The sequence below is a fragment of the Pseudomonas gorinensis genome, from assembly GCF_042015035.1.
GTDB classification, from domain to species: domain Bacteria; phylum Pseudomonadota; class Gammaproteobacteria; order Pseudomonadales; family Pseudomonadaceae; genus Aquipseudomonas; species Aquipseudomonas gorinensis.
This window is the reverse complement of the sequence record NZ_CP167125.1, coordinates 2986489-3010575: the sequence shown is the minus strand read 5'-3', so window position 1 is coordinate 3010575 and position 24087 is coordinate 2986489. Positions and strand designations below refer to the sequence as shown.

Genomic DNA, 24087 nt, shown 5'->3' with positions numbered 1-24087 from the left:
AAGCGGAACGAGGTCGACCTGACCTATGGAGATCTCTGACCTATGGAGATCCAAATGTGGGAGGGGCTTGCCCCGATGGCGGTGGGTCAGTTAACAAATAAGTGACTGACACTCCCTCATCGGGGGCAAGCCCCTCCCACACTTAACCGAGTACACCAGCCACAACACCGGTCGGCTCGAAGGCCGCCGCGCTTTGGCTTTTGATCTTCGGCGCCCCGTTAAACCACGCTGGCCGAACGCAGGCTTTGGAGCGCGGGTAACCCGGCAGGACGCCGGGTTAGCCGTCCTGGGCCAGGGATGGCCCATGACGGCGGCCCACGCTCCAAAGCCTTCGTTCGGGCACACCGAGCCTAGGCGAGGTGCCGAGTGGTGGGGCGAGGACCTTTTGGTTACTTTTGGGTCCTTCCAAAAGTGACCCGCTGTAAGAGCGGAACCATAGGTGGCCGTTACCGCAGCAATGGATATGTACACCATCAAAACACTCACGGCCTCCCCCCAGAACCAGAAACCGGCACCGCCCGAATCACCGCCCGCGGCCCCTGCTGCTGTTGCTGCGCCCCAGGAATCGCCTTCTCCACCGAAGGCAACTGCGGCGCCTGCACATCCGGCATCGCCCAACTACGCTCCGGCTGCAACCCACCCTGCGCCCGGCGCATAAACTCATACCGATTCAACGTAATACTGCGCCCCGCCCCACCGTCACGAATAATGTAAGGCCGCAAAAACACCATCAAATTGGTCTTGCTCACACTGCGCTTTTCATTGCGAAACAACGCCCCCAACCCCGGAATATCCGAGAGCCAAGGCACCGCGTCATTGCTCTGGCTATAGCCATCCTGCAACAACCCGCCAAGCACCATGATCTGCCCGTCGTCCAGCAAGATGCTGGTATCGATCGCGCGCTTGTTGGTCACCGTGCCCGCCGCCACCGAAGCCCGGGAATCCACGCTGCTGACCTCCTGGTAAATATCCAGCTTCACCGTGCCGCCCTCGGAGATCTGCGGGCGCACATTCAGCTTGAGCCCCACTTCTTCACGCTGCACGGTCTGGAACGGGTTATTGCTGGTGCCACCGCCGCCCGTCACATAACTGCCGGTGACGAACGGAATGGTCTGCCCGACAAAAATGCTCGCGGCTTCGTTGTCCAGGGTCAGCAGGTTCGGCGTCGACAGCACATTGGTACCGCCCTTGCTCTTCAACGCACGGGCCAGCACCTTGAGGTCGAGCACCTTGCCAATGCCGGGGATGTCCACGGTGCCATTGACCAGACCGATATTCAGGCCCTTGGGCAATACGTCGATGCTGGTCTTGCTGGTGGGCGTGCCATTGACCCCGCTGCCGCCCAGGTTGACGCCGCCGAAGCCGCCCTTGCCCGCCAGGTTGCCAGCCTGCCATTGCACGCCAAATTCACTGGCGTCGTCTTCGCCGACTTCGACGATCAGGCTTTCGATCACCACCTGGGCGCGGCGCTGGTCGAGCATGTCGATCACTTCGCGCAGGTTGCGGTACAGCGGGTCGGGCGCGGAGATCAGCAACGTGTTGGTGGTGGCATCAGCCTGGATGGTCGCGCCGCCGGCGCTGAACGCGGTGTTCTGATCGCTGGCGGTGCTGCCGTTGGCGCTGGTGCCGGTGGTGCCGGTCTGGCCATACGCGGACGGTACGCCGCTGCCGGTGGGCGTACCGCTGCTGTTCTGCGTGGTGGTGTTGCCCTGGGTCGTCTGGCCAGTGCCACCCATGGCGCTGAGCTTGCCCCGCGCTTCCTCGCTGACACCCGACTCGCTCTCGCCGGTGAGCAAGCCGCGCAGCGACTGCGCCAGCTTGCCCGCCTGGGCGTTGCGCAGGTACACCACGTGCATATTGCTCGGGTTGCTCTGGGCGTTGTCGAGCTTGTAGATCAGGTTGCGCGCCAGCTCGGTGCGCTCGGGGCTGCCGGCGCGAATGATGATCGAGTTGGAGCGTGGGTCGCCGACCACGTTGATCTTCTGGGTCTGGTCGGCGCCCTGGGTATCCAGCAGTTCGCTGACCATGGTGGCGATGTCCACGGCAATGCCGTTCTGCACCTTCACCACGTCGGTGTCGATGGCGCCGGGGGTATCGATGCCGTCGATGATCTGCGCCACCCGCGCGAGGTTTTCCGCGTAGTCGGTGATGACGATGCTGTTGTTGCCGGGGTAGGCGTTGATCGGGTTGTTCGGCGACACGATGGGGCGCAGCACTGGAATCAGGTTCACCGCGTTTTCATATTGCAGGCGAAAGGTCCGCGTCTGCATGCCGCTGCTGCCGGCGCTGTAGATCGGCCCGCCGAGCAACTTGGCATCGGCCTCGGGCACCACCTGGGCCACACCGCCGACGTCGACCACGCTGAACCCCTGCATGCGCAACGCCGCCAACAGCATGTCATAGGCTTGATGCGCCGGCACCTGGCCTTCGCTGACCAGGGTCAGGTTGCCTTTAACCCGTGGGTCGACCAGGAATTGCTGACCGGTGGCACGGGACAGCGCACGCACCACGGCCTGGATATCGGCGTCGACGAAATTCAGTTGCACCGGCTGATCGCCCAGCGGGTTGCGCGCCTTGACGGTGCTCGGGGCATGAGCACGGGCACTGTTGGTCAGCGGGTGCTGGACGCGCGGCGTGGGCGCCGGTTCGCGCTGGCGATCGAGCATGGTTTCGCCGCTGCGCCGGGTGTCGGCCAAGGGCTGGCCAAGCTCGCTGTCCACCAGCAACGGCGTGTCGGGCGGCGGGTTATGGCTGCACGCGCTCAAGGCCAGTAACAGCAGCGGCGCGACCTTTCGAAAAGGCGCGGGGTTGGGGACTGACCACTTCATGAAGCTTCCTTAGCGCCAAGCGCCTGATCCATGCGAACGGTCCCGGACACAGTGCCGGCCGAGTTGTCGACGGCGTCCGCGCTACGCTGCAAGCGCGCCTCGGACACCTCCAGGGAAAATGCACGGGGGTTGCCCAGCAACCAGTCCACCACGGCATCGGCCGGGGCGTTGTCGAATGTCAGGCGCCAGCCACCGGTTTCCAGGGCCTGCAACTGATAGCGGCCTTGCAGGCCGGCGCTGTCCAGGGCCTGGCGCAGTGCGCTTTCGTCGGCGTGCCGAGGCGCCGTGACGCCCTGTAACAGCACCTGCAAGGCGGCGGCTTGGGCGCGCAATTTCGGGGTTTCGGCCTGCCAGTAGTCGATCTTCTTCAACGCAGGCTGCACCAGCACCAGCCAGGTCAGCATGCCCGCCAGGACCAGGCTGGCGCCGCTGAGCAGGCGTTGTTCACGCAGGGCCAGGCCGCGCCAGAAGCCCTGGGCCTGGCTACGCAGACGGCGCCACTTATTCATCGCTGGCTCCCGCTTGCTCTGCCGGTTGCGCCAGGCCAAGGGTCCAGCCGTGGTCATCGCGGGTCGCGGTAAAACCGGCCTGGGCCAACGCGGCCTGCGCCTCGCCTGGCAGCGTCGGGCTGTGAGTGTCGGCCAGCAACCCAAGGTGCAAGCGCCCTTGTTCGAAAACCAGGCTGTCGACGCTGCCCACCATGAACGGCAAGTTGCTGCCGCCGATCTGCAACAGGCTGGTAAAGCGCTGGCCGGGGTCGGCCGCCGCGCCGGTTTGCCGCGCGGCCAGCTGTTGGCGGGCCTGCTGCAAGGGGTTGAGCACCACCGGCAATTCGGGGAATGCCTGGCGTACCTGTTGGCTCATCAAGGCCTTGAGCCGTTGGCCTTCGTCCACTTGGCGCGCCGCGTAGAGGTTCAGGCCGAGGGTCCAGATGACGGTGGCCAGGGCGACACAGGCCAGCGCCCTGCCCCAACCACCGCTGGCCGTTTGATTGAGGTGGCCGTGCAGGCCCCAACCGGGCAGCGCGCCAGTCCAGCGTTGGGTGGCGTCCACCAGCGGCAGATCGAGCGCCTGCAATCCCAATGGATGAACCGTCCCTTGTTGCAGGCTATCGCGGGTCAACAGATACCCGTCGTCCAACGCCGCAGCGCCTACCGGCAAGGCATAGGGCGCCGGGTACAGGCCACGCAGCTTGAGCTGGACCTGCGCCAGTATCTGGGCCAACTGTTCCAGGCCGGCCTTGGGCACCCAGCCCACCTGGACGCGCCCCTGGCTGTCGCGCGGGCCGTGGGCCACGTGCATCTGGTCCAACGCGCCGAGGATCAACGCCTGCGCCGCACAGGCCACCGCCGCATGGGTTTTTGCAGCGGGTAATGGCGGCAGCTCAAGGCTGGTGAGCAGGCTGTCACGCGGGTGCAGAAAACAGTCCACGGCCTGCCGGCTCTTGCCCAATTGCGTCAGGCTTTCATGCCCTTCGGACACCACCACACCGCGGTCTAGCCAGGCAAATTTCACCCGGCTTTCAGCGCTGACCTGGTCCAGCGGCGGCAAGCCAATGCGCAAGCGTTTCATACGCCCACCCGCGACCAGATCACCTTGGGTTCACGGTCTTCGGGGCGATGCAACAACGCGTCGATCGTCACTCGACGGCGCTCGCGCCGCGCCTGGCCCTGCAGGCGAAACCACTCGCTGGTAATGCCCACTTGCACCGAATCCACCGCCACCTGGGGCAAGTGCAGACGGTTGACGAAATCCCCACGGTTGATAAACCAATGGCCATTGTCGCGCTCGGCCACCAGCCCATGGGCCTGGGACAGGCTGAGCTGCGGCACCACCGCGCTGAGCACTTCGGCGCTGGCGGTGTTGCCGTTGACCCAGGTATTGCCAGGCAGCACGCTGATGTAGGCCTGCAAGCGCTGCAACACCTCGGGGGTCAGGCCTTCGAGGCCACTCAGGTCGTCGAGGCTGCGCAGCATCGGGTATTTGGCGGGCAACCCCTTTTGTGCGTAGGAAGCGATCACCCGTTGGCTGATGCGGCGGCTGACGGCCGGGTCCACGCCAAGGGTGCGGCACAGGCGCTCGAAGTTGTGCAATTGCTCGGCGTCGAGCTGTTCGCGGTTAACCAGGTTGCGCAGGTTGAACTTGCCCTGTTCATCGTCGATCCGCCCCTCGAACACGCCGGCCTGGATGCGCACCCAGGGCTGGTCAAGGCGCGTCAGCACGTCCTTCTGGCGCGCCGCCCAGAGCAGCTGACGGCTGCGTTCCAGGCCACCCTGCAACAGCCATTGGCCCTGCACACGCAACTGTTCGGCTTCCAGGCTGCGGGTAAAGACGGTCTGGCGCGTGAGCATGCCGCCGGCGATCACCGCCACCACCGCGGCGATCAGCAAGGCGCTGATAATCGCCATGCCGCGCTGCTTCGCCGCTGCGGACGAATACCGTTTCATGGCGCGCCTTACAACTGCCAGGAGCCGATATCGGCATTGACGCCTTCGCCATCCGGTTGGCCGTCGGCGCCCAGGGAGAACACATCGACCTCACCGTTGGCGCCCGGGTTGAGGTAGTGATAAGGGTGGCCCCACGGGTCGTTGGGCAGGCGGTCGAGATAGGCGCGCCAGTTGCTGTTCTTCGCATCGGCCGGGCGTTCCACCAGCACCTTGAGACCCTGGTTCATAGTGGGGTAAGTGCCGTGGTCGAGGCGATAGAGTTTCAGCGCCTGCATCAACCCGGCGATGTCCTGTTTCGCGGCGGTAGCCCGCGCCTGGTCCGGGCGGTCGAGCACCTTGGGTACCACCATGGCCGCGAGGATCCCGAGGATGACCACCACCACCATGATCTCGATCAGGGTAAAGCCACGTTGCCCGCGAGGGCCTGGCGTGGGGGATGTTAGGCGCGCGATATCCATCTCGACATTCCTTGGCTTGAGTGCGTTTCGTGGCGCAGTGTTGCAAGAACACATGTCAGTCGTATTGAAAATCCTCGGGAGCTTCGGTCGCCAATCGGTCAACTCGCGGCGCTAGTCTGCGGGCCTGTTTCCCGGCTTTGAGAGCGCCATGTACGGCCGTCGCAACGCGCAAGGTTTTACCTTGATAGAAGTGCTGGTGGCGCTGGCGATCATCGCCGTGGCCATGGCCGCCGCCGTGCGCGTGGCCGGGCTGATGACCCAGAGCAACGGCCTGCTGCGCGACAAGTCCATGGCGTTGCTGGCGGCACACAGTCGTCTGGCGGAATTGCGCCTGGAGGGGCGTGCGAGCCCCGGCAAGAGGACGTTCACGTGTGATCAGGGGCGCTTGAAACTGCGCTGCGAACAAACCATCAGCATCGGCCCCGATAACCGGCTGTTGCAGGTCAATGTGCAAGTGCTGGACGCCAGCCGCGACGCACCACCCCTGGCCCGCCTGGAAACCTCGCTGGCCAGGCCGCAGGTCAAGGCCGAGTGAACCGTGGCAAGGCCGGCGCCTGCGGCAATGTGTCGAGGGGCACGCGCACCTTCTCGCCCGCGCGCTCGATCTCGACGCTGTCACCCGCGATGGCCGTCAAGCGCACGCCGGGGCTGAGGTGCTCGCCGAGTAAAAAGCTGCGCGGCGGGCCCTCGTTGAGGCTGAGGATCGCCACCGCACCACGTGCCCCGGCCAGCACCCCCGAAACCTTGACCTGCACCGCCGCCGGCACCGTGGAGAACCATTGCAGCGCGGGGTTATCACTGCGCGTCGCCAGCGCCTGGGGCGCAACCTGGGGCGTATGGGATTCGGCAGAGGTGAGCAGCAGCGGCGTCCATACCGCAACGCCGGCCAACGCCGCCAGCACGCCCAGGGCCTGTACGCCATGGGCCGGTGAAAAACGAAGGGCAAATGCCATGGGAAGGACCTCCTGTTTGTCCATGGCACCAGCCTACAGGCCAATTCGCACGTTTTTATTTCACAACCTCGCCAGCTTTCCAGGTACGCCACCATGAAACAGCATGGCTTTACCCTGATCGAACTGATGGTGGTGCTGGTGATCATCGGCATCGCCAGCGCCGCCATCAGCCTGACCATCAAGCCCGACCCACTGCAGCTGCTGCGCAAAGACGCCGAACGCCTGAGCCAACTGCTGCAAGTGGCCCAGGCCGAAGCCCGCGCCGACGGCCGCCCGATCACCTGGCGCGCCGACGCCAAGGGCTTTCGCTTCAACCGCCCCAGCGAGGACGGCCTGGGCGTGGAAGCCTTCCAGGGCGACGCCCAACTGCGCCCGCGCCTGTGGGAGAGCACCCCGATGCAAATCAACATCGAGCCGCGGCAAACCCTGGTGCTCAACGCCGAATGGATCAACCCGCCCGTGCGTGTGGTGCTGTCTGACGGGCAACACCGTCTCAGCCTGCAACGCGATGCTGCGGGCTTGATGCGCGTGGTGAGCCAGCCATGAACCCATCGCAGAAGGGTTTTACGCTGATCGAGGTGATGGTGGCGATCATGCTCATGGCGCTGGTCAGCCTGATTGCCTGGCGGGGGCTCGACAGCGTTAACCGGGCCGATCAGCACTTGCAGGCGAGCACGGAACAGACCGAGGCGGTGTTGCGGGCGTTGAACCAGTTGCAGCGCGACGTCAGCCTGCGCGCCAGTGTGGAACTGAACCCGCCGAAAGACCGCGCGGCCCCATCGGACGGGTTGGCGGCGGTGACGGTGCGCAGTTCCGACAGCAAGGGGTTTCGGTTGGATGTGATCCGCAGTGCGCCGGTCGCGGGGGATGGGTTGCAGCGGGTGCGTTGGTGGCTCAAGGGCGACAACCTGTACCGCGCGGTCGCGCCGGCGCGGGATCGCTTTCCGTTGCCGGCGGCGAAGGATGGGGTGGTGGTGTTGACGGGGGTCAGTGATCTGCAGGTGCGGGTGTGGGAGGCGGATAAGGGGTGGCGGCAGTTGAGTGGGAATCGGCGGGAGGATCCGTTGGGGTTGGAGGTGAGTCTGGTGCGGCAGACGGCGCAGGGGGTGGAGCGGTATCGGCAGGTGTTGGGGTTGGTTTGGTAGGGTATATCCGTTGCTCATGGTCGCTGGTGTATTGGGGGTCGGGGGTCGGGGGCATATCCGTTGCTGCGGTAATGGCGGGTGGTCCGGGGACTGTCAGATATTTTGTGTGCGGGCCGGTAACGGCCTGCCGTCAGGCAGGCCATGCTTTACCAGGTTGGCCTGATAAATCGATCTCCGTACAGAATCGCAAATTGATTCATCGCACTTTTCCAGTCATGGGCCGCGGAGCCCCAGTTTGCGGTGATATTGCGCAGTCCAAGCCAGATCAGTTTTGTCGCCGCATCGTCGGTCGGGAAGTGACCTCGGGTCTTGATGATCTTGCGCAACTGAGCGTTGATGCTCTCAATGGCGTTGGTCGTGTAGATCACTTTTCGAATCGCCGGCGGAACACGAAAAATGGGATCACACGATCCCAAGCGCGGCGCCAGGCAGCCACTACCGTCGGATACTGCTTGCCCCATGGCCCGCTTTCAAACGCATCCAGCGCCTGCTCGGCTGCTTCGGCGGTCACCGCCTGATAGATCGGTTTGAGCGCCTTGGCCAGTTCGCGACGCTTGTCCAGGCCACGTAATCAAGACTGTTGCGGATCAGATGAACAATGCATGTTTGCAGTGTCGTGTCTGGAAATACGGCGTTGAGAGCCTCTGGCATGCCTTTCAGTCCATCGGTCACAGCAATCAACACGTCTTCGACGCCGCGTGTCTTGAGGTCGTTGAAAACTTTCATCCAGAACTTGGCGCCCTCGGTATTTTCTATCCAGATGCCGAGAATATCGCGTGTTCCGTCAGGCAAAACGCCAGGGCCAAGTAAATCGCCTTGTTGCGAACCAGCCCTCTTCGCGAATTTTGACCCGTAGAGCATCGAAGAAAATAACCGGATACATCGGCTCCAAAGGCCGCTGTTGCCATGCACCGATCTCTGCCATGACCTCGTCGGTTACAGAGCTGATGAAGTCGGGAGAAACGTCAGTACCGTACTGCTCGGAAAGAAACGCTCGGATCTCTCTGACCGTCATTCCACGGGCATACATGGCGATGATCTTGTCGTCGAACCGGTGTAGCGGCGTTCGTGCTTGGGGATCAAAATGGGCGAAAAACTGCCGTCCCGGTCGCGGGGAATATCCAGTCGGAGCGGACCGTCGCCGGTTAGAACCGTCTTGCCGCTTTTGCCATTGCGCTGGTTGGTTTCATCCTCTGGGCGCTGCGCGCCCGGCGGATAGCCCAAGTGGTGACCTAGCTCTGCACTCAGCGCTCGCTCGATCAAAGCCTTCTTGAACGCCGCAGACGCGTCCTCGATAGCTTCAGCGGTCATCGGTCCATCGGTGAATTGCTCGAGCAGCTCTTTCGGGATTTTCGGCAGCTCTCGCAACGCGGGTTTCTTTTTGGTTGGCATACATGCACCTCTTACTCATGTTATGCCGAACACAAAATTTCTGACACCCCGTGGTCCGTGTACATATCCGTTTCTGCGGTAACGGCGGCTGGCGGTTCCGCCCTTACGGCGGGTCACTTTGGAAAAGAGCCCCAAAGTAACCAAAGGGCTCTTGCCCCACCACTCGGCACCTCGCCTAGGCTCGGTGTGCCGAACGAAGGCTTGAATCCGTGGGCCGCCGTCATGGGCCATCCCTGGCCCAGGACGGCTAACCCGGCGTCCTGCCGGGTTACCCACGGATTCAAGCCTGCGTTCGGCCAGCGTGGTTTAACGGGGCGCCTAAGATCAAGATCAAAAGCCAGAGCCAGAGCCAGAGCCAGAGCCAGAGCCAGAGCCAGAGCCAGAGCCAGAGCCAGAGCCAGAGCCAGAGCCAGAGCCAGAGCCAGAGCCAGAGCCAGAGCCAGAGCCAGAGCCAGAGCCAGAGCCAGAGCCAGCCAGAGCCAGAGCCAGAGCCAGAGCAGGATGAGGTCTACCTGACCTGTGGAGATATCTCACCTGTGGAGATCCAAATGTGGGAGGGGGCTTGCCCGATGGCGCCGGGTCAGTCAACAAATAAGTGACTGACACGCCCTCATCGGGGGCAAGCCCCCTCCCACATTTTTTACCGAGTACACCAGCTACAACACCGGTCGGCTCGAAGGCCGCCGCGCTTTGGCTTTTGATCTTCGGCGCCCCGTTAAACCACGCTGGCCGAACGCAGGCTTTGGAGCGTGGGTAACCCGGCAGGACGCCGGGTTAGCCGTCCTGGGCCAGGGATGGCCCATGACGGCGGCCCACGCTCCAAAGCCTTCGTTCGGGCACACCGAGCCTAGGCGAGGTGCCGAGTGGTGGGGCACAGACCTTTTGGTTACTTTTGGGGCTCTTTCCAAAAGTGACCCGCCGTAAGGGCGGAACCGCCAGTGGCCGTTACCGCAGAAATGGATATGTACACAGACCCACACTAACTCAACAACACCACCCCCCCAGGCAACTCCGTACACCTGGCCCCATAAGCATCCCGAATCAACAGCGCCACCCCCGCCAACTGCTGCAAGCTGAACCGCGCCTGCACTCGCCGCTTGCCCAGTTCCTTGTTCAGCAACACCAACATCCCCGGTCGATATCGGTTGATCTCATCCACCACCGTCGCCAACGTTGCGTTGTTGAACACCAGCACCTGCTCACGCCAGGCCACTACCGCGTGGGCATCGACGCTCGTCACTTCACCCATGCCCGCCGCGCCGTAGGTCAGTTGCCGGCCACTCTCCAGGCGTACATTACGCCCGGCGACGTCCACCGACAGCCACCCCTCGATACAGGTCACGCAGACGTTGCGATCGGTATGCCGCACGTTGAACCGCGCCTGGGCCGCGCTCAGCCAGCCCTGGCCCGCCTGGACCTTGAGCGGCTGTGCCACGTCGGCGAGGACTTCGACTTCGCCTTCGAGCAGTTCGATCCCCTGCCCCACCCGGCTGATGCGCGTCTGTGTATTGAGCTCCAGGCTCACACCCTCGCTCAATAACACCTGGCGCTGTTCGCCGACCTCGGTTCGGTAGTCGGCGGTCAACCCGGCAAACCCGCCCGGCACACCGACGTTGACCATCACCACCGCCGCCGACGCTGCAATCGCGCCGCCGAGGAAGGCACGCCGGCCAAAATGACGCGGGCGCTCGGCCTGTTCGGCCGCTGCGCCCAAACGCTGCCACAGCGTCTTGGCCTGTTCGAACGCCTGGGCATGTTCCGGGCTTTGGGCGCACCACGCTTTCAGGGCCTTGGCATCGGCCACGGTAGCGCGGCCCGAGGTCAACAGGACCAGCCAGTCGCGGGCTTCGTCGTGCAGTGGGCTGGCGGGTGTTTCCCGGGCGGTGGAGAAGCTAAAAATATTCAAGCGCGCAAATACTCACGGATTTATCAGGGACTCACTACTAAGACGGTTTCCCGGCCCCGGGACCGAACCGCTGAATCACTTTTCTTTCCAGGCGCTGGGCACAGTAGCCCAGGGCAGCCTTGATTTCTTTCTCGACCATGCGTGTGGAAATGCCGAAACGCTGGGAGATTTCCAGGTGCGGCGCCTCTTCCAGACGCGCGGCGATGAGGATCTTGCGCCGGCGTGCCGGCAGTTCGTAGAGGGCCTTGACCAGCGATTGGATTTCTTTCTGGCCACCCACCACCCGCGACGGGTCCAGGACTTCGTCGGCGCTTTGCAGCAGCTCTTCCACCTCGCTGCCGGTCAGCAGGCGCGCGTCGGCCTGGCGGCGGTCGGCGGCGATGTTCAAGGCCATGCGGTACAGGTAGGCATTGGGCTGCTGAAGGTTTGGCGGCATGTCCATGCGGTCGACCCGCAGGTAGGTTTCGTGCAGCACGTCGTTGGCCAGGTCCTCCGAGCCCAGGCGCTTGCGCAACCGCACCTTGAAGTCCTCGTAGGACGCCAGGAACAAGCTGACCATTGTGCTCTGCCCGGTATTTTTCATCCGCCCCAGGCTCCGTTTGCTGCTGTGCATTCCATGCGCGTTCCTGTTGTGTCAGGCATCAAAAGTAAAGTCACCGGTTGGCGCAGGGAACTCGGTGCCGGGCGTTCGACCCGCGCGGTTGCCAGGCTGCGTACCAGTGCTTCATCGCGTTGTTCATCGCCGGTGGAACTGACCAACCGACTGTGTTCGATCAGCCCTTGCGGGTTGACCCACACCTGCACCAGTGCCCGAAAACTGCCGGGCCGGGTCAGCGGCGAGCGGCACAGGCTGGTCTCGATGGCCTGCTGCAAGGCCGTGGCGTAGCTGTTGTTGATGCGCGCGGCATTGCGTGCCGCCGTACCACGGGTTGCAGGCGGCTGGCTGACCTCGGGCAGTTGCAGGGTAAACGCATCGCTGCGTGCATAACGTGCCATCAGGCCACTCCCTGTCAGCAACATCGCCAGAGCCTCCTGTGCCGTGAAGCGCCCGCGCACACTGATGGAGCGCCGGCCCAGCGTCAGTTCGCGGTCGACCAGCACCGCCATGCCGGTGGCACGGCTGTACGCTTGCAGTGCGTGTTCCAGGTCTTGTGCCGGCAGGTCCAGGCTCAACAACGGGGGCTCTGCCTTGGCGGGCGGCGTGCCCGTCAGCAGCAACAGCAAGACCAGGGCGCATACGGCGCGCCGCCAAGTCCCCTGTTCACCCCCCGCGTTGCATCGCTGCACGGCCGACGTGTCCTTGAAAACCGTCATCCTGAGGCCAGTTTATGAACCTGATGTTACGGTGATAGCAAAAAAAACATCACGGTGACGAGAGGCCCGCTGCACTACACTTTCACGCCATGCCGGCCCATTCTCTCGGGCCCATCAGGAGGCTCCGATGAAGCTGTTTCCAACCCTCGCCAGCCTGTTGCTGTGTATCGCAATGCCCCTCGCCCACGCTGAAACCGCGGCCAATGGCTGCACGGAAGTCACGGTGGATGGATATAAGGCGCCCAACTACGGCTGCCTTGGCCAGCAGATGGGGAATGCACCGAACGCGGCCAAGGCCGCACAAAAAAATCGCGAAGCGCAGAATATCCCGGTACAGAAGCGGCCACCGAACCAGGTGGGGCTGTCTACCCCTGCGGCGACCAGTGTGCGCATGGGCAATACCTTCGGGACCTCGGTGAAACCGCAGCGGCCTTGAGGGCTCTGGGCACAATCCATCAAGCATTCAATAGATTTTTCATCGCTGGCCGATGCTGGTGGGTGCGACGATTCGACTTGCCCCCGATGGTGGTGGGTCAGTTAACAAATAAGTGACTGACACGCCCTCATCGGGGCATAAGTATCTACACAACTTTTTTCAGCGGTCTGTGGCGAGGGAGCTTGGTCCCGTGGCGGCCTTCGGGCCGACCGCTTTTTTGGAGTTTTAGCGAGTACATATCCGTTGCTGCGGTAACGGCCACTTAGGGTTCCGCCCTTACGGCGGGTCACTTTTGGAAAGAGCCTGTATGGACCGGACACATGGTGGACACATGTGCGGGGACATGGTTGACACATTATGGACCATAGTCAGGTTTGCTCACGTCGATCGTTCGTAGGAAGTGATGGCAGAAAAACACGTCAAACAGTCCATCACCTTCAGTGTTGGGCCGTATTGCGATGTGATGCCCAGCCAAACCTTTGGCGATGCTGAAGTAGCGTTTCTGAAAACGAAAACGGCTGTGATAAGCCTTGGCTAATACGTCGTCCGGTCCGTACTCAAAGGTTGGTAACTGTTGCGGATAAGCCCATGGGCTGGCTCTATACCGGTCCATAGGCACCTTGTAGTCCAGCGCCTGATGGGGCCGTTGCAGGTTATAAACATCACGCCACCGATCAAATGCTGCTTGAGCTTCCTTGAGCGTGGAAAACTGACGCCCTTCAAGTACTTCGGCCTTGAGTGAGCGATGGAAACGCTCAATCTTTCCATTGGTTTGTGGGTGGTAAGGGCGGCTGAAACTGATCCGAATACCCAGACGAATCAACCAGATACTCAGCTCTGTGATTTCACCAGGGTTACGTGGAGAGCCCCAAGGCGGTCCGTTATCAACGTTGATGCGAGCCGGTAATCCGAAGCGCTGGAATACCTCGGTCAACCTTTCTTTCACCGTGGCTCCACGCTCGTTATCACAAGCTTGAATAGCCAAACTGAAACGTGAATGGTCGTCCAGTAAAGTCAGGGGATGGCATCTGCCTTCTTGCGTCGGGAAATGCCCTTTGAAATCCATCTGCCAAAGATTGTTGGGCGCCTCGTGTTCAAACCTCAGCTTTGCCTCTTGCTCCTTCGTAGTCGGCTGAATCAGCCCGTGCCGGTGCAGGACATTGGTAACGGTGCTGGGAGCAATCTGCTTTTTCAAGAGGCTGCTGATCGTGCGCCCACCCCATGCTGGATGGTCTTGTCTGAGCGCTATGACCTGCGCTTCCAGGGCCGGCGTGGTCAGCTTGGGGCTGGTAGCCGGTTTTCGGGATTTATCTTGCAGCCCTGAATGGCCGAGCGTCGCGTAGCGGTTAAGCCACTTGTAAGCCGTCTGCGGACTGATACCGAACCGTCGGCATAGTTCTCGTTTGTTGCTGCCGGGTTGCCCTGCTAAGGCAACAAACTCTTCTTTCAGGCTCATGGCATCTCTCGTGTCCCAGGGCATGATGGCTTTCCGGCGAAATTGGCTCGCCGAAAAGTGTCCACCATGTCCCCGCACACCCGTCAACCATGTGTCCGGTCCATACAGAAAGAGCCCAAAAGTAACCAAAAGGCTCTTGCCCCACCACTCGGCACCTCGCTTAGGCTCGGTATGCCCGAACGCAGGCTTGAATCCGTGGGCCGCCGTCATGGGCCATCCCTGGCCCAGGACGGCTAACCCGGCGTCCTGCCGGGTTACCCACGGATTCAAGCCTGCGTTCGGCCAGCGTGGTTAACGGGGCGCCTGAGATCAAGATCAAAAGCCAGAGCCAGAGCCAGAGCCAGAGCCAGAGCCAGAGCAGATCAAAAGATTGCTGACTTCGTCAGCGTTTAAGGAAATAGAAGCCACACCGCGTACGCTTCAATGATCAGGTCGGCTTTAAGGCCGCCTCGCTTTTGTTTTTGATCTGGGATCGCCCCGTCAAACACGCTGGCCGAACGCAGGCTTTGGAGCGTGGGTAACCCGGCAGGACGCCGGGTTAGCCGTCCTGGGCCAGGGATGGCCCATGACGGCGGCCCACGCTCCAAAGCCTGCGTTCGGGCACACCGAGCCTAGGCGAGGTGCCGAGTGTTGGGGCGAAGCGTTTTTGGTTACTTTTGGCGCTCTTCTGTAAAGTGACCCGCTGTAAGAGCGGAACCATAGGCAGCCGTTACCGCAGCAACGGATATGTACTCACCCAACCCCCAAAAAGCGGTCGGCCCGAAGGCCGCCACGGGACCAAGCTCCCTCGCCACAGACCACTGGAAATTGTGTAGATACCCATGCTCATCGGGGGCAAGCCCCCTCCCACAAAGGCTCTACAGTGGTTTGGAGATCGGGGTTTCAGGCCGCGTGGCTTTCCTTTTTCAAGCTGTCCATATCGATCACGAACCGATACTTCACATCGCCCTTGAGCATGCGCTCATACGCCTCGTTGATGCCCTGGATATCGATCATTTCGATGTCCGAGACAATCCCGTGCCTGGCGCAGAAATCCAGCATGTCCTGGGTTTCCTGGATGCCGCCGATCAACGAACCGGCCAGGCTGCGGCGCTTGAAGATCAGGTTGAACACCGTAGGCGACGGGTGCGGGCTGTCGGGGGCGCCGACCAGGGTCATGGTGCCGTCGCGCTTGAGCAGGTTGAGGAAGGCGTCGAGGTTGTGCGGCGCGGCGACGGTGTTGAGGATGAAGTCCAGGCTGTTGGCGACCTTGGCCATTTCGTCCGGGTTCTTCGACACCACCACCTGATCGGCACCGAGGCGCAGGCCGTCTTCGCGCTTGTTCGGCGAGGTGGTGAACAAGGTGACATGGGCGCCCATGGCGTGGGCAATCTTCACCGCCATATGCCCCAGGCCCCCGAGGCCGACCACGCCGACTTTCTTGCCGGGACCGACCTTCCAGTGATGCAGCGGCGAATAGGTGGTGATGCCGGCGCACAGCAGCGGCGCCACGGCCGCCAGATTAGTGTCATCGTGGGAGATACGCAGCACGAACTTCTCCTTGACCACGATATTGTCCGAGTAGCCCCCGAAGGTGTTCTCCCCGCCAAACACCGGGCCGTTGTAGGTGCCGGTAAAACCGTTCTCGCAATATTGCTCCTCGCCCTCGGCGCAAGAGGCGCAGTGCTGGCAGCTGTCGACCATGCAGCCGACACCGGCGAGGTCGCCGACCTTGAACTTGCTCACATTGCCACCCACCGCCGTCACGCGGCCGACGATTTCATGGCCGGGCACCGAAGGGTAAAGGGTGTTGTTCCACTCGTTGCGCACGGTGTGCAGGTCGGAGTGGCACACGCCGCAGTAGAGAATGTCGATCTGTACGTCATCCGCCCCCGGCGCGCGGCGCTCGAAAGTAAAGGGCTTGAGGGCATCCTTGGCGTTCTGGGCGGCGTAACTGTATGTCTTGGCCATTTCGTTCACCTGTGTGATCTGACGGTAGAGGTCAGTGGACCAGCATAGACGCTGAACCGTTCAACCGAGCACGTCTGTACAATTTCCATCGCGTCCCTGCGCCTAACCTCACGGCTTTCAATCGCGTAGAAGTGCTGGAGAATGGGCATGCGTAGCAAAGCAATCAAGGTATCTTTGGCATTGACGCTGCTGGCGGGCGCAATGATGGGCAATGCCTTCGCGGCAACCCCGAGCGTGGCCGTGGCGCCACAATACGACACCAGCCACGTCTATGTGGCCCCGGCGGATGTGGACCGTTTCACCCAGAGTTTCCTCGCCACCTTCGGCGGCAAAAGCACGCCCCAGGTAGTGGTGAACGTGCTGCCGGTGCCGAGCAGTACCACCTCGCAACTGCTGCAGACGCCGGCGGGCACGGTGTCGCTGTTCGGTTTCACCACGCCTATCCCGCACCCTTTTGGCCAGGAACGCAACGGCTACCTGGTCAAGGACATGGACGTTGCACTCAAAGCCGCGCGGGAAAACGGCGCTGCCGTTATCGTCAGCGACTTCCCGGACCCGATCGGGCGTGACGCCGTGGTGCAATGGCCGGGTGGCGTGAACATGCAGCTCTACTGGCACACCAAGACCCCGGCCTACGCGGCGTTCCAGACCGTGCCGGAAAACCGCGTGTACCTGTCCACCGAGCGCGCCGATGCCTTTATCAAATCGTTCCTGGGCTTCTCCCACGGCAAGGTGCTGGCCGATGACAAGCATGCGCCCGGCGCCGATGTGGGCCAGGCCACTGGCACGTACCGCCGCGTCGATATCGAGTCACCGTTCGGACGCATGGCGGTGCTGGTCACCAACGGCCAACTGCCCTACCCCTTCGGCCATGAGACCACCGGTTATCAAGTGCCTGACCTGACGGCTACCCTGGGCAAGGCCACCGGTTCCGGCGCCAAGGTCCTGGTGCCGGCCTTTGACAGCAAGGGCCGCCGCAGCGCCGTGGTTGAATTCCCCGGCGGCTACGTCGCGGAAATTCACCAGCTCCTCGCTGCAAAATGATTGGCCGCACAGGCTGGGGCCTGGCCGTGCTGTGGCCGCTGCTGATCGGCAGCGCCCACGCCGACGATCAACCGACACGACCGGCCATCAAGACCAACCGCTGGCAGGAAGACTGGTCGGTGCTCCAAGACCCGGCGCTGCGCACCCAACCGCTGGACAGCTTGAAGTACATCCCGCTGTCCAGCGCCAACCCGTTCACCTATTTGTCATTGGGGGCGACGTTGCGCGAGCGCTTCGAGATGAACGATGCCAATGGTTTTGGGGTGAAGGGCGTCAAGCGTGACAGCTACCTGATCCAGCGCTTCCAGGTGCACGCCGACCTGCACTTGAACGAAAACTGGCGGCTCTTCACCCAACTGGAAGATGCACGCGCCTACGACAAGACCACGGTCGGCGGCGCCGACCAGAACCGCGTCGATTTGCGCCTGGCCTTTGCCGAATACGTCAACGCCTTCAGCAGCGGCACGCTCAAGGCGCGTGTCGGGCGCCAGGACTTTGCCTTCGACTTGCAGCGTTTCATCTCATCGCGGGACGGCCCGAACGTGCGGCAATCCTTCGATGCATTGTGGGCCGATTGGGAAACGTCCAACTGGCGCTTTATCGGGATTGCCAGCCAGCCAGTGCAGTATCAGGACGAGCGGCACTTCGACGACATATCCAACAGTGACGCGCGCTTCCACATGCTGCGGGTCGAGCGGCTGGTGGGCGGCAAGAATGAGCTATCGGCCTACTACGGCGTGTACGAGCGCAGCGCTGCGCACTATCTGGATGCGGACGGCGATGAAACCCGCCACCTGCTGGATGCACGCCTGGGCGGCACGGCCCAGGGGTTCGACTGGGACATTGAAGCCATGCTGCAAAGCGGCTCGGTGGGCAACAAGGATATTCGCGCCTGGGCCGGCGGCAGCCGCACGGGATACACCTTCGACAGCGTGACGTGGAAACCGCGCATCGGCCTGCAACTGGACATCGCCTCGGGCGACCGTAAGACCGGTGACGGTACAGTCGGCACGTTCAACCCGCTGTTCCCCAACGGCTACTATTTTTCCCTGGCCGGCTATACGGGCTACAGCAACCTGATTCACGTCAAACCGTCGATCACCGTCAAGCCCATCGACAAGCTCAGCGTGCAGACCGCCGTCGGCCTGCTGTGGCGCCAGACCACCAGCGATGCGGTGTACACGCAACCGAACCTGCCGGTCGCCGGCACCGCAGGCCAGGGTGGACGCTGGACGGGTGCCTACGGTCAATTGCGCACCGACTACGTGTTTACGCCGAACCTCACCGGTGCGGTTGAAGCGGTGCATTACGCGGTCGGCCGCACGTTGCGCGACGCCGGCGGCGATGACAGCAATTACCTGGGGGTCGAGCTCAAGTTCAGTTGGTGACCCCAGGCAAGCACACCCGTACAAGCCCCTGGCCCGGTTTCGGGCAATAGTGAGGCTGATGTCCAGTCCCTCAACCAAGGAGTTTTTCCATGAGCACATTCGTAGCCAAAGACGGTACCCAGATCTATTTCAAGGACTGGGGCAGCGGTAAACCGGTGCTGTTCAGCCACGGCTGGCCGCTGGATGCCGACATGTGGGAATACCAGATGGAATACCTGAGCAGCCGTGGTTTTCGCACTATCGCATTTGACCGCCGTGGCTTCGGGCGCTCTGACCAGCCGTGGACCGGTAACGACTACAACACCTTCGCTGACGACATCGCGCAGTTGATCGAACACCTGGACCTCAAGGACGTGACCCTGGTGGGCTTCTCCATGGGCGGCGGTGACGTGGCCCGCTACATCGCCCGCCACGGCAGTGCACGGGTGGCCGGCCTGGTGCTGTTGGGCGCCGTGACGCCGATCTTCGGCCAGCAGGCGGATTACCCACAAGGCGTGCCGAGCGAAGTGTTCGACGGTATCAAGGCCGGGTTGCTCAAAGACCGTGCGCAGTTCATCGCGGACTTCAACACGCCGTTCTTCGGCATCAACAAGGGCCAGACCGTTTCCGAAGGTACGCTGGCCCAGACCCTGCAGATCGCCATGCTGGCGTCCCTCAAGTCGACCGTGGATTGCGTCAGTGCATTCTCCGAGACCGACTTCCGCCCGGACATGGCCAAGATCGACGTGCCGACCCTGGTGATCCACGGTGACGGCGACCAGATCGTGCCGTTCGAGACCACCGGCAAGGTGGCGGCCGAGATGATCAAGGGTGCCAAGTTGAAGGTGTACAAGGATGCGCCGCACGGGTTTGCCGTGACCCACACCCAAGCCTTGAACGAGGACCTGCTGGCGTTCCTCAATCGCTGAAACACCCCGCTCCTTTGGCCGGAACGCTAGTGCCCTGTAGGAGCAAGCTTGCTCGCGAAGATCGTCAACGATGACGCAGTCAATCAGATTTAACGCGTCGCTCTTGGGTTCTTCGCGAGCAAGCTCGCTCCTACAAGGGCAGGGTTTAACCGGCCTTTTTTTCCAGCGCCAGGCGACCTGGCCCGGCAATCAGGATGCTGGTGAAAATGATCAACAGCAGCCAGCCGAATTGCCCTTCCAGCAGCGTCCACTCCGGATGCACCACCACCATCGCAATCAACAGCACCGCCAGGATCGGCAGGCACGCCAGGCGCACCAGCACCCCGGCGATGATCAGCAGCGGGCACAGCACTTCGGCGAATATCGCCAGCAGCAGGGTGACATGGGCGCCGAGATGAAACGGGTCTTCGATCAGCTTCAACTGCTCGCTGTAGTTGAGCAATTTGGGCAGGCCATGCACCCACAGCAGGAACAGCGCCCCGCTGACCCGCAGAAATAACAGCCCGATGTCCTGGTGTCTTGATTCGTTCATATGCGCTCCGGTGGGTTGACACGTTATCGACGTCGATTGTGTCCGCAGAGCGCTACGCACGCTTGCAACCGTGTGCTGACCTTACTCCCCGGTGCCGGAAAACCCGGCGACGATCTCGTCGATCACCGCCCGTACCCGCGCGGTGTGGCGCAAGTCGGCATGGGTCACCAGCCACACGTCATACGGCAAGGGCCGCGTACGCTCCGGCCACACACGCACCAGGCCGTCCATCTGGCCGGTCGGCACCGGGATTTCACCGATACCGATGCCGGCGGCAATCGAGCGGCGTACCAGCAGGCTGGAACTCAACGCGGCCACAATGCGCCCACGGCCCAAGGGTTCGGACACCAGGCTCATGTCCTTCTGGGTTTGCAGGTACGGCTGGTAGACCACCAGGTCATGGCCTTCGAACAGACTGCCCGGCTCCGGCACACCGTGGCGGTCGACATACGCCTGTGAGGCGAACAGGCCCACCGGCCAACGCGCGATACGCCGGGCGATCAGGTCGGGGCTGTCCGGGCGGATGTTGCGCACAGCAATGTCGGTTTCACGCTTGGCCAGGCTGAGGAACTGGGTGGAAGCGTCCAGTTGCACACGCACGTCGGGGTGTTGATGGTGCAGCCGGGCGATCGCCGGGATCAGGAAGTCGATGGCCAGGGAGTCGGTGCTGCTGACCCGCACCGTGCCGGTCAGGCGGTCGTCCAGGCCTTGGATCTGGCGCTGGAGATCCAGGGCCGAGCGTTCCATTTTTTCCACCGAGAGCAAGGCGGCCTCGCCAACGGCGGTCAATGCATAGCCCTCGGAGGTGCGCAGGAACAACGTCGCGCCCAAGGCCTTTTCCAGGGCGTTGACCCGCCGCCCGACCGTGGCCTGGTCGACCCCAAGCACCCGCGCGGCACCGCGTAATGTCGACTCGCGGCACACCGCCAGGAACACCCGTGCGTCATCCCAATTCATGCTGCCCCCTTGTGCTGCATATCTGCATCACTATGACGTGTAATCGCTGCATTATTGCATCGAAAAACCTGGATATGCTGGGCGCCAGAGAAAATACCCAGGACCACCGTCATGCCCGACACTCATCCCCCCTCTCGCACGGCCTTGTGGCTGCCGATTTTCGCCGGCCTGTGTGCCAGCCTGGTCAGCATCGGCCTGGCGCGCTTCGCCTACACGCCGTTGATTCCATCGCTGATCCAGGCCCACTGGTTCAGCGCTAATGATGTGGTGTACCTCGGCGCCGCCAACCTGGTGGGTTACCTGATCGGCGCGCTGATCGGCCGGCCTATCGCCCAGCGCACCTCGAACAGGACCGCGCTGCGCCTCATGATGCTGGCGGTGACCCTCGCGTTCTTTGCCTGTGGCTTCCCGCTGTCGGTAGTGTGGTTCTTCGCCTGGCGCCTGCTGTCGGGGATTGCCGGTGGCGCGATCATGGTGCTGGTGGCCGCGACCGTGTTGCCCCATGTACCGGCCGCACGTCGGGGCCTGGCCAGTGGGGCGATCTTCCTCGGCATTGGCCTGGGCATCGCCGGCTCCGGCACGATAGTCCCCCCGCTGCTGAGCCTGGGCTTGCAGCAGACCTGGTTCGGCCTGGGCCTGTTGGCCGTGGTGCTGACCGCCGCCAGCTGGTTCGCCTGGCCTTCGGGCACGCTGCATGAAGATGCGCGGCCCTCCGGCCCGGCCGTCGCGACGCCATCCGGGGTGTACTTGCTGTTCGCCCAGTACGCCTTTATGGCCGCAGGGCTGGTACCGGCGATGGTGTTCCTGGTGGATTACGTGGCCCGTGGCCTGGGGGCCGGGGCGCATATCGGCGCGATGATCTGGGTGATGTACGGCCTGGGTTCGATTGTGGGGCCGGTCACTTACGGGTTCCTGGCAGACAAACTGGGTGCGCGCTTGAGCATTCGCGTGGTGCTGGTGGTGCAGGCGATAGCGGTCGGGTCGTTGCCGTTTGCCGGCTCGTTGACGGCCCTGGCGGTACTCGCGGTGCTCCTCGGTTCTTTCCCGCCGGGCATTGTGCCGTTGGCGCTGGCACGGGTGCATGAACTGATCCCCAACCATCATCAGCAGCAGGTCGCGTGGAGCCGTGCCACGGTCTCCTTTGCCACTTTCCAGGCGCTCTCGGGGTTTGCCTATTCCGCCCTGTTCAACTTCAGCGGTGGCCAGCATGGGTGGTTGTTCATGATCGCCGCCGGGGCGATAGTGGTTGCCCTGGCACTCGAACTGGGCATGCGCCTGCTGAACCGCCGACCGTCCGCCGCGGTCCCACCCCATACGCTCATCGCTGCAGGTAATCTGAAATGACGCTCCCGAAAGAAATGACCCTGATCGAAATCACCACCCCCGGTGGCCCCGAGGTGCTGCAGCCGCGCCGCGCAGATGTACCGGTGGCGGGCCCCGGCGAGATCCTGATTCGCGTGCATGCGGCCGGGGTCAACCGCCCCGACGCCCTGCAACGCGCCGGCAAGTACCCGATGAAACCCGGCATGAACCCGCTGCCTGGCCTGGAAGTGGCTGGGGAAGTCGCCGCGCTGGGCGACGGCGTGACCGAATACGCCCTGGGCGATAAGGTCTGCGCCCTGACCAACGGCGGCGGCTATGCGCAGTTCTGCACGGTGCCCGCCAGCCAGGCGCTGCCGATCCCCGCCGGCATGGACTGGATTCAAGCCGCTGCCATACCGGAAACCTTCTTCACCGTGTGGGCCAACCTGTTCGGCCTTGGCGGCGCGCACACCGGCCAGCGCGTGTTGATCCACGGCGGCACCAGCGGCATCGGCACCACCGCCTTGATGCTCTGCCGCGAGTTCGGTATCCAGGCCTTCGCCACCGCCGGCAGCGCCGACAAATGCGCGGCCATTGCCCAGCTTGGCGGCGAGCCGATCCATTATCGCGAGCAGGATTTTGCCGAGGTCATCGCGCAACAGACCGACGGCCAGGGCGTGGATGTGATCCTCGACATCATGGGCGGCTCGTACCTCAACAACAATCTCAAGGCCCTGGCCATGGACGGTCACCTGGTGATGCTGGGCTTCCTCGGCGGCGCCAAGGCCAATGATGTCGACCTGCTGAGCATCCTCGGCAAACGCGCGGTGATCACCGGCTCGCTGTTGCGCGCGCGCACCAAGGATGAGAAAGCCGCGATCGCCCAGCAACTGCGCGAATATGTGTGGCCGGTGCTGGAGGCCGGGCGGTGCCTGCCGATCATCGACAAGGTGTACGAATACACCGACGCTGCCCAGGCCCATGCACGGATGGAAGGTGGGGATCATATCGGCAAGATTGTGTTGCGGGTGGAGTAACCGGCAGGCAACACCTATTAGGCGGGCAACACCTATTAAATGTGGGAGGGGGCTTGCCCCCGATTGCAGTAGGTCAGTCAATGATGCTGTGACTGTCATACCGCTATCCGAGCATGGGTGTCTGCACAACTTTCAGGCTGAAAAATCTCTTGGGGGTGAGGGAGCTTGGTTCCGTGGCGGCCTCTGGGCCGACCGCTTTTTTGGAGTTTTAGCGAGTACATATCCGTTGCTGCGGTAACGGCTGCTTAGGGTTCCGCTCTTACAGCGGGTCACTTTTGGAAGAGCGCCAAAAGTAACCAAAAACGCTTCGCCCCAACACTCGGCACCTCGCCTAGGCTCGGTGTGCCCGAACGCAGGCTTTGGAGCGTGGGCCGCCGTCATGGGCCATCCCTGGCCCAGGACGGCTAACCCGGCGTCCTGCCGGGTTACCCACGCTCCAAAGCCTGCGTTCGGCCAGCGTGTTTGACGGGGCGATCCCAGATCAAAAACAAAAGCGAGGCGGCCTTAAAGCCGACCTGATCATTGAAGCGTACGCGGTGTGGCTTCTATTTCCTTAAACGCTGACGAAGTCAGCAATCTTTTGATCTGGCTCTGGCTCTGGCTCTGGCTTTTGATCTTGATCTCATGCGCCCCG

At 62.7% G+C, this 24087-nt stretch carries 22 protein-coding genes and 1 pseudogene; 9 read left to right on the top strand and 14 right to left on the bottom strand.

From position 1 onward, the window contains the following. Positions 1–482: 482 nt before the first annotated feature. From gspD to gspG, 5 genes are read right to left on the bottom strand one after another with little or no spacing between them, the layout of a single operon-like run. Positions 483–2828: a type II secretion system secretin GspD gene (gene gspD, locus AB7933_RS13840; RefSeq protein WP_024074813.1), complete on the bottom strand. Its 2346-nt coding sequence runs from the start codon at positions 2826–2828 to the stop codon at positions 483–485. After that, the gene (gene gspM, locus AB7933_RS13835) at positions 2825–3337 is read right to left on the bottom strand and encodes a type II secretion system protein GspM (RefSeq protein ID WP_024074812.1); all 513 of its coding nucleotides are present in this window, start codon (positions 3335–3337) and stop codon (positions 2825–2827) included. Before gspM ends, gspD begins: the two co-directional genes overlap by 4 nt. Further along, entirely contained in the window at positions 3330–4400 is a 1071-nt protein-coding gene (gene gspL / locus AB7933_RS13830) for a type II secretion system protein GspL (RefSeq protein ID WP_024074811.1), read from the bottom strand. The genes gspM and gspL overlap by 8 nt, the downstream gene beginning before the upstream one ends. After that, complete coding sequence (gspK, locus tag AB7933_RS13825) at positions 4397–5275, bottom strand: type II secretion system minor pseudopilin GspK (protein WP_024074810.1); 879 nt, start codon at positions 5273–5275, stop codon at positions 4397–4399. Before gspK ends, gspL begins: the two co-directional genes overlap by 4 nt. Before the next feature lie 8 nt (positions 5276–5283). After that, the gene (gspG, locus tag AB7933_RS13820) at positions 5284–5733 is read right to left on the bottom strand and encodes a type II secretion system major pseudopilin GspG (protein ID WP_024074809.1); all 450 of its coding nucleotides are present in this window, start codon (positions 5731–5733) and stop codon (positions 5284–5286) included. A 148-nt stretch (positions 5734–5881) separates the two neighbouring features. On the opposite strand from gspG, the gene gspI reads away from it, so the two are divergent. After that, the gene (gene gspI / locus AB7933_RS13815; protein WP_024074808.1) at positions 5882–6268 is read left to right on the top strand and encodes a type II secretion system minor pseudopilin GspI; all 387 of its coding nucleotides are present in this window, start codon (positions 5882–5884) and stop codon (positions 6266–6268) included. On the opposite strand, the gene AB7933_RS13810 is transcribed toward gspI, so the two are convergent. After that, complete coding sequence (locus tag AB7933_RS13810; protein ID WP_024074807.1) at positions 6255–6686, bottom strand: type II secretion system protein N; 432 nt, start codon at positions 6684–6686, stop codon at positions 6255–6257. The genes gspI and AB7933_RS13810 overlap by 14 nt on opposite strands. Positions 6687–6779: 93 nt before the next feature. On the opposite strand from AB7933_RS13810, the gene gspH reads away from it, so the two are divergent. Continuing rightward, on the top strand, positions 6780–7232 hold the full coding sequence (gspH, locus tag AB7933_RS13805) for a type II secretion system minor pseudopilin GspH (RefSeq protein ID WP_024074806.1): 453 nt from the start codon (positions 6780–6782) through the stop codon (positions 7230–7232). After that, positions 7229–7831, top strand: a complete 603-nt coding sequence (locus AB7933_RS13800; RefSeq protein ID WP_024074805.1) for a type II secretion system protein GspJ — start codon at positions 7229–7231, stop codon at positions 7829–7831. The genes gspH and AB7933_RS13800 overlap by 4 nt, the downstream gene beginning before the upstream one ends. A gap of 146 nt (positions 7832–7977) precedes the next feature. Here AB7933_RS13800 and AB7933_RS13795 read toward each other — a convergent pair. The 4 genes and pseudogenes from AB7933_RS13795 to AB7933_RS13780 form a co-directional block, all read right to left on the bottom strand. Continuing rightward, positions 7978–9223 (bottom strand): annotated as a pseudogene (locus AB7933_RS13795) (IS256 family transposase). Positions 9224–10202: 979 nt separating this feature from the next. Next, positions 10203–11129 carry a FecR family protein gene (locus AB7933_RS13790; RefSeq protein WP_024074803.1) on the bottom strand — a complete coding sequence of 309 codons (927 nt, stop codon included), beginning with the start codon at positions 11127–11129 and terminating at the stop codon, positions 10203–10205. Positions 11130–11166: 37 nt separating this feature from the next. Next, the gene (locus AB7933_RS13785; RefSeq protein ID WP_024074802.1) at positions 11167–11712 is read right to left on the bottom strand and encodes an RNA polymerase sigma factor; all 546 of its coding nucleotides are present in this window, start codon (positions 11710–11712) and stop codon (positions 11167–11169) included. After that, entirely contained in the window at positions 11709–12353 is a 645-nt protein-coding gene (locus tag AB7933_RS13780) for a secretin and TonB N-terminal domain-containing protein (RefSeq protein WP_041161160.1), read from the bottom strand. Before AB7933_RS13780 ends, AB7933_RS13785 begins: the two co-directional genes overlap by 4 nt. Positions 12354–12570: 217 nt before the next feature. On the opposite strand from AB7933_RS13780, the gene AB7933_RS13775 reads away from it, so the two are divergent. After that, positions 12571–12879 carry a hypothetical protein gene (locus AB7933_RS13775; protein WP_024074800.1) on the top strand — a complete coding sequence of 103 codons (309 nt, stop codon included), beginning with the start codon at positions 12571–12573 and terminating at the stop codon, positions 12877–12879. A 355-nt stretch (positions 12880–13234) separates the two neighbouring features. Here AB7933_RS13775 and AB7933_RS13770 read toward each other — a convergent pair whose 3' ends face one another. Both AB7933_RS13770 and AB7933_RS13765 read right to left on the bottom strand, forming a co-directional pair. Then, positions 13235–14359: an IS481 family transposase gene (locus AB7933_RS13770; RefSeq protein WP_024073683.1), complete on the bottom strand. Its 1125-nt coding sequence runs from the start codon at positions 14357–14359 to the stop codon at positions 13235–13237. An 858-nt stretch (positions 14360–15217) separates the two neighbouring features. Beyond that, positions 15218–16285, bottom strand: a complete 1068-nt coding sequence (locus AB7933_RS13765) for an NAD(P)-dependent alcohol dehydrogenase (protein WP_024074799.1) — start codon at positions 16283–16285, stop codon at positions 15218–15220. A gap of 147 nt (positions 16286–16432) precedes the next feature. On the opposite strand from AB7933_RS13765, the gene AB7933_RS13760 reads away from it, so the two are divergent. From AB7933_RS13760 to AB7933_RS13750, 3 genes are all read left to right on the top strand, one after another. Next, on the top strand, positions 16433–17329 hold the full coding sequence (locus AB7933_RS13760) for a VOC family protein (RefSeq protein ID WP_041160903.1): 897 nt from the start codon (positions 16433–16435) through the stop codon (positions 17327–17329). Continuing rightward, on the top strand, positions 17326–18717 hold the full coding sequence (locus AB7933_RS13755) for an alginate export family protein (RefSeq protein ID WP_024074797.1): 1392 nt from the start codon (positions 17326–17328) through the stop codon (positions 18715–18717). The genes AB7933_RS13760 and AB7933_RS13755 overlap by 4 nt, the downstream gene beginning before the upstream one ends. A gap of 89 nt (positions 18718–18806) precedes the next feature. After that, the gene (locus tag AB7933_RS13750) at positions 18807–19625 is read left to right on the top strand and encodes an alpha/beta fold hydrolase (protein WP_024074796.1); all 819 of its coding nucleotides are present in this window, start codon (positions 18807–18809) and stop codon (positions 19623–19625) included. Positions 19626–19770: 145 nt separating this feature from the next. On the opposite strand, the gene AB7933_RS13745 is transcribed toward AB7933_RS13750, so the two are convergent. Further along, the gene (locus tag AB7933_RS13745; RefSeq protein ID WP_024074795.1) at positions 19771–20157 is read right to left on the bottom strand and encodes a DoxX family protein; all 387 of its coding nucleotides are present in this window, start codon (positions 20155–20157) and stop codon (positions 19771–19773) included. A gap of 81 nt (positions 20158–20238) precedes the next feature. Next, the gene (locus AB7933_RS13740) at positions 20239–21114 is read right to left on the bottom strand and encodes a LysR family transcriptional regulator (protein WP_024074794.1); all 876 of its coding nucleotides are present in this window, start codon (positions 21112–21114) and stop codon (positions 20239–20241) included. A 111-nt stretch (positions 21115–21225) separates the two neighbouring features. Between AB7933_RS13740 and AB7933_RS13735 the strand changes: the two genes are divergently transcribed. Both AB7933_RS13735 and AB7933_RS13730 read left to right on the top strand, forming a co-directional pair. Further along, a complete protein-coding gene (locus AB7933_RS13735) occupies positions 21226–22458 on the top strand; it encodes a YbfB/YjiJ family MFS transporter (protein ID WP_024074793.1) in 1233 nt (410 codons plus the stop codon). Beyond that, on the top strand, positions 22455–23453 hold the full coding sequence (locus AB7933_RS13730) for an NAD(P)H-quinone oxidoreductase (RefSeq protein WP_024074792.1): 999 nt from the start codon (positions 22455–22457) through the stop codon (positions 23451–23453). Before AB7933_RS13735 ends, AB7933_RS13730 begins: the two co-directional genes overlap by 4 nt. Positions 23454–24087: the final 634 nt, after the last annotated feature.

Bases quoted from the DNA above. Each gene is read 5' to 3' on its own strand.
- gspD (WP_024074813.1), bottom strand. From the start codon at position 2,828: ATGAAGTGGTCAGTCCCCAACCCCGCGCCTTTTCGAAAGGTCGCGCCG.
- gspL (WP_024074811.1), bottom strand. From the start codon at position 4,400: ATGAAACGCTTGCGCATTGGCTTGCCGCCGCTGGACCAGGTCAGCGCT.
- AB7933_RS13810 (WP_024074807.1), bottom strand. From the start codon at position 6,686: ATGGCATTTGCCCTTCGTTTTTCACCGGCCCATGGCGTACAGGCCCTG.
- AB7933_RS13760 (WP_041160903.1), top strand. From the start codon at position 16,433: ATGCGTAGCAAAGCAATCAAGGTATCTTTGGCATTGACGCTGCTGGCG.
- gspI (WP_024074808.1), top strand. From the start codon at position 5,882: ATGTACGGCCGTCGCAACGCGCAAGGTTTTACCTTGATAGAAGTGCTG.
- AB7933_RS13770 (WP_024073683.1), bottom strand. From the start codon at position 14,359: ATGCCCTGGGACACGAGAGATGCCATGAGCCTGAAAGAAGAGTTTGTT.
- AB7933_RS13785 (WP_024074802.1), bottom strand. From the start codon at position 11,712: ATGAAAAATACCGGGCAGAGCACAATGGTCAGCTTGTTCCTGGCGTCC.
- AB7933_RS13740 (WP_024074794.1), bottom strand. From the start codon at position 21,114: ATGAATTGGGATGACGCACGGGTGTTCCTGGCGGTGTGCCGCGAGTCG.
- AB7933_RS13775 (WP_024074800.1), top strand. From the start codon at position 12,571: ATGAAGCTGTTTCCAACCCTCGCCAGCCTGTTGCTGTGTATCGCAATG.
- AB7933_RS13750 (WP_024074796.1), top strand. From the start codon at position 18,807: ATGAGCACATTCGTAGCCAAAGACGGTACCCAGATCTATTTCAAGGAC.
- gspK (WP_024074810.1), bottom strand. From the start codon at position 5,275: ATGAAACGGTATTCGTCCGCAGCGGCGAAGCAGCGCGGCATGGCGATT.
- AB7933_RS13735 (WP_024074793.1), top strand. From the start codon at position 21,226: ATGCCCGACACTCATCCCCCCTCTCGCACGGCCTTGTGGCTGCCGATT.
- gspG (WP_024074809.1), bottom strand. From the start codon at position 5,733: ATGGATATCGCGCGCCTAACATCCCCCACGCCAGGCCCTCGCGGGCAA.
- AB7933_RS13755 (WP_024074797.1), top strand. From the start codon at position 17,326: ATGATTGGCCGCACAGGCTGGGGCCTGGCCGTGCTGTGGCCGCTGCTG.
- gspM (WP_024074812.1), bottom strand. From the start codon at position 3,337: ATGAATAAGTGGCGCCGTCTGCGTAGCCAGGCCCAGGGCTTCTGGCGC.
- AB7933_RS13800 (WP_024074805.1), top strand. From the start codon at position 7,229: ATGAACCCATCGCAGAAGGGTTTTACGCTGATCGAGGTGATGGTGGCG.
- gspH (WP_024074806.1), top strand. From the start codon at position 6,780: ATGAAACAGCATGGCTTTACCCTGATCGAACTGATGGTGGTGCTGGTG.
- AB7933_RS13730 (WP_024074792.1), top strand. From the start codon at position 22,455: ATGACGCTCCCGAAAGAAATGACCCTGATCGAAATCACCACCCCCGGT.
- AB7933_RS13745 (WP_024074795.1), bottom strand. From the start codon at position 20,157: ATGAACGAATCAAGACACCAGGACATCGGGCTGTTATTTCTGCGGGTC.
- AB7933_RS13765 (WP_024074799.1), bottom strand. From the start codon at position 16,285: ATGGCCAAGACATACAGTTACGCCGCCCAGAACGCCAAGGATGCCCTC.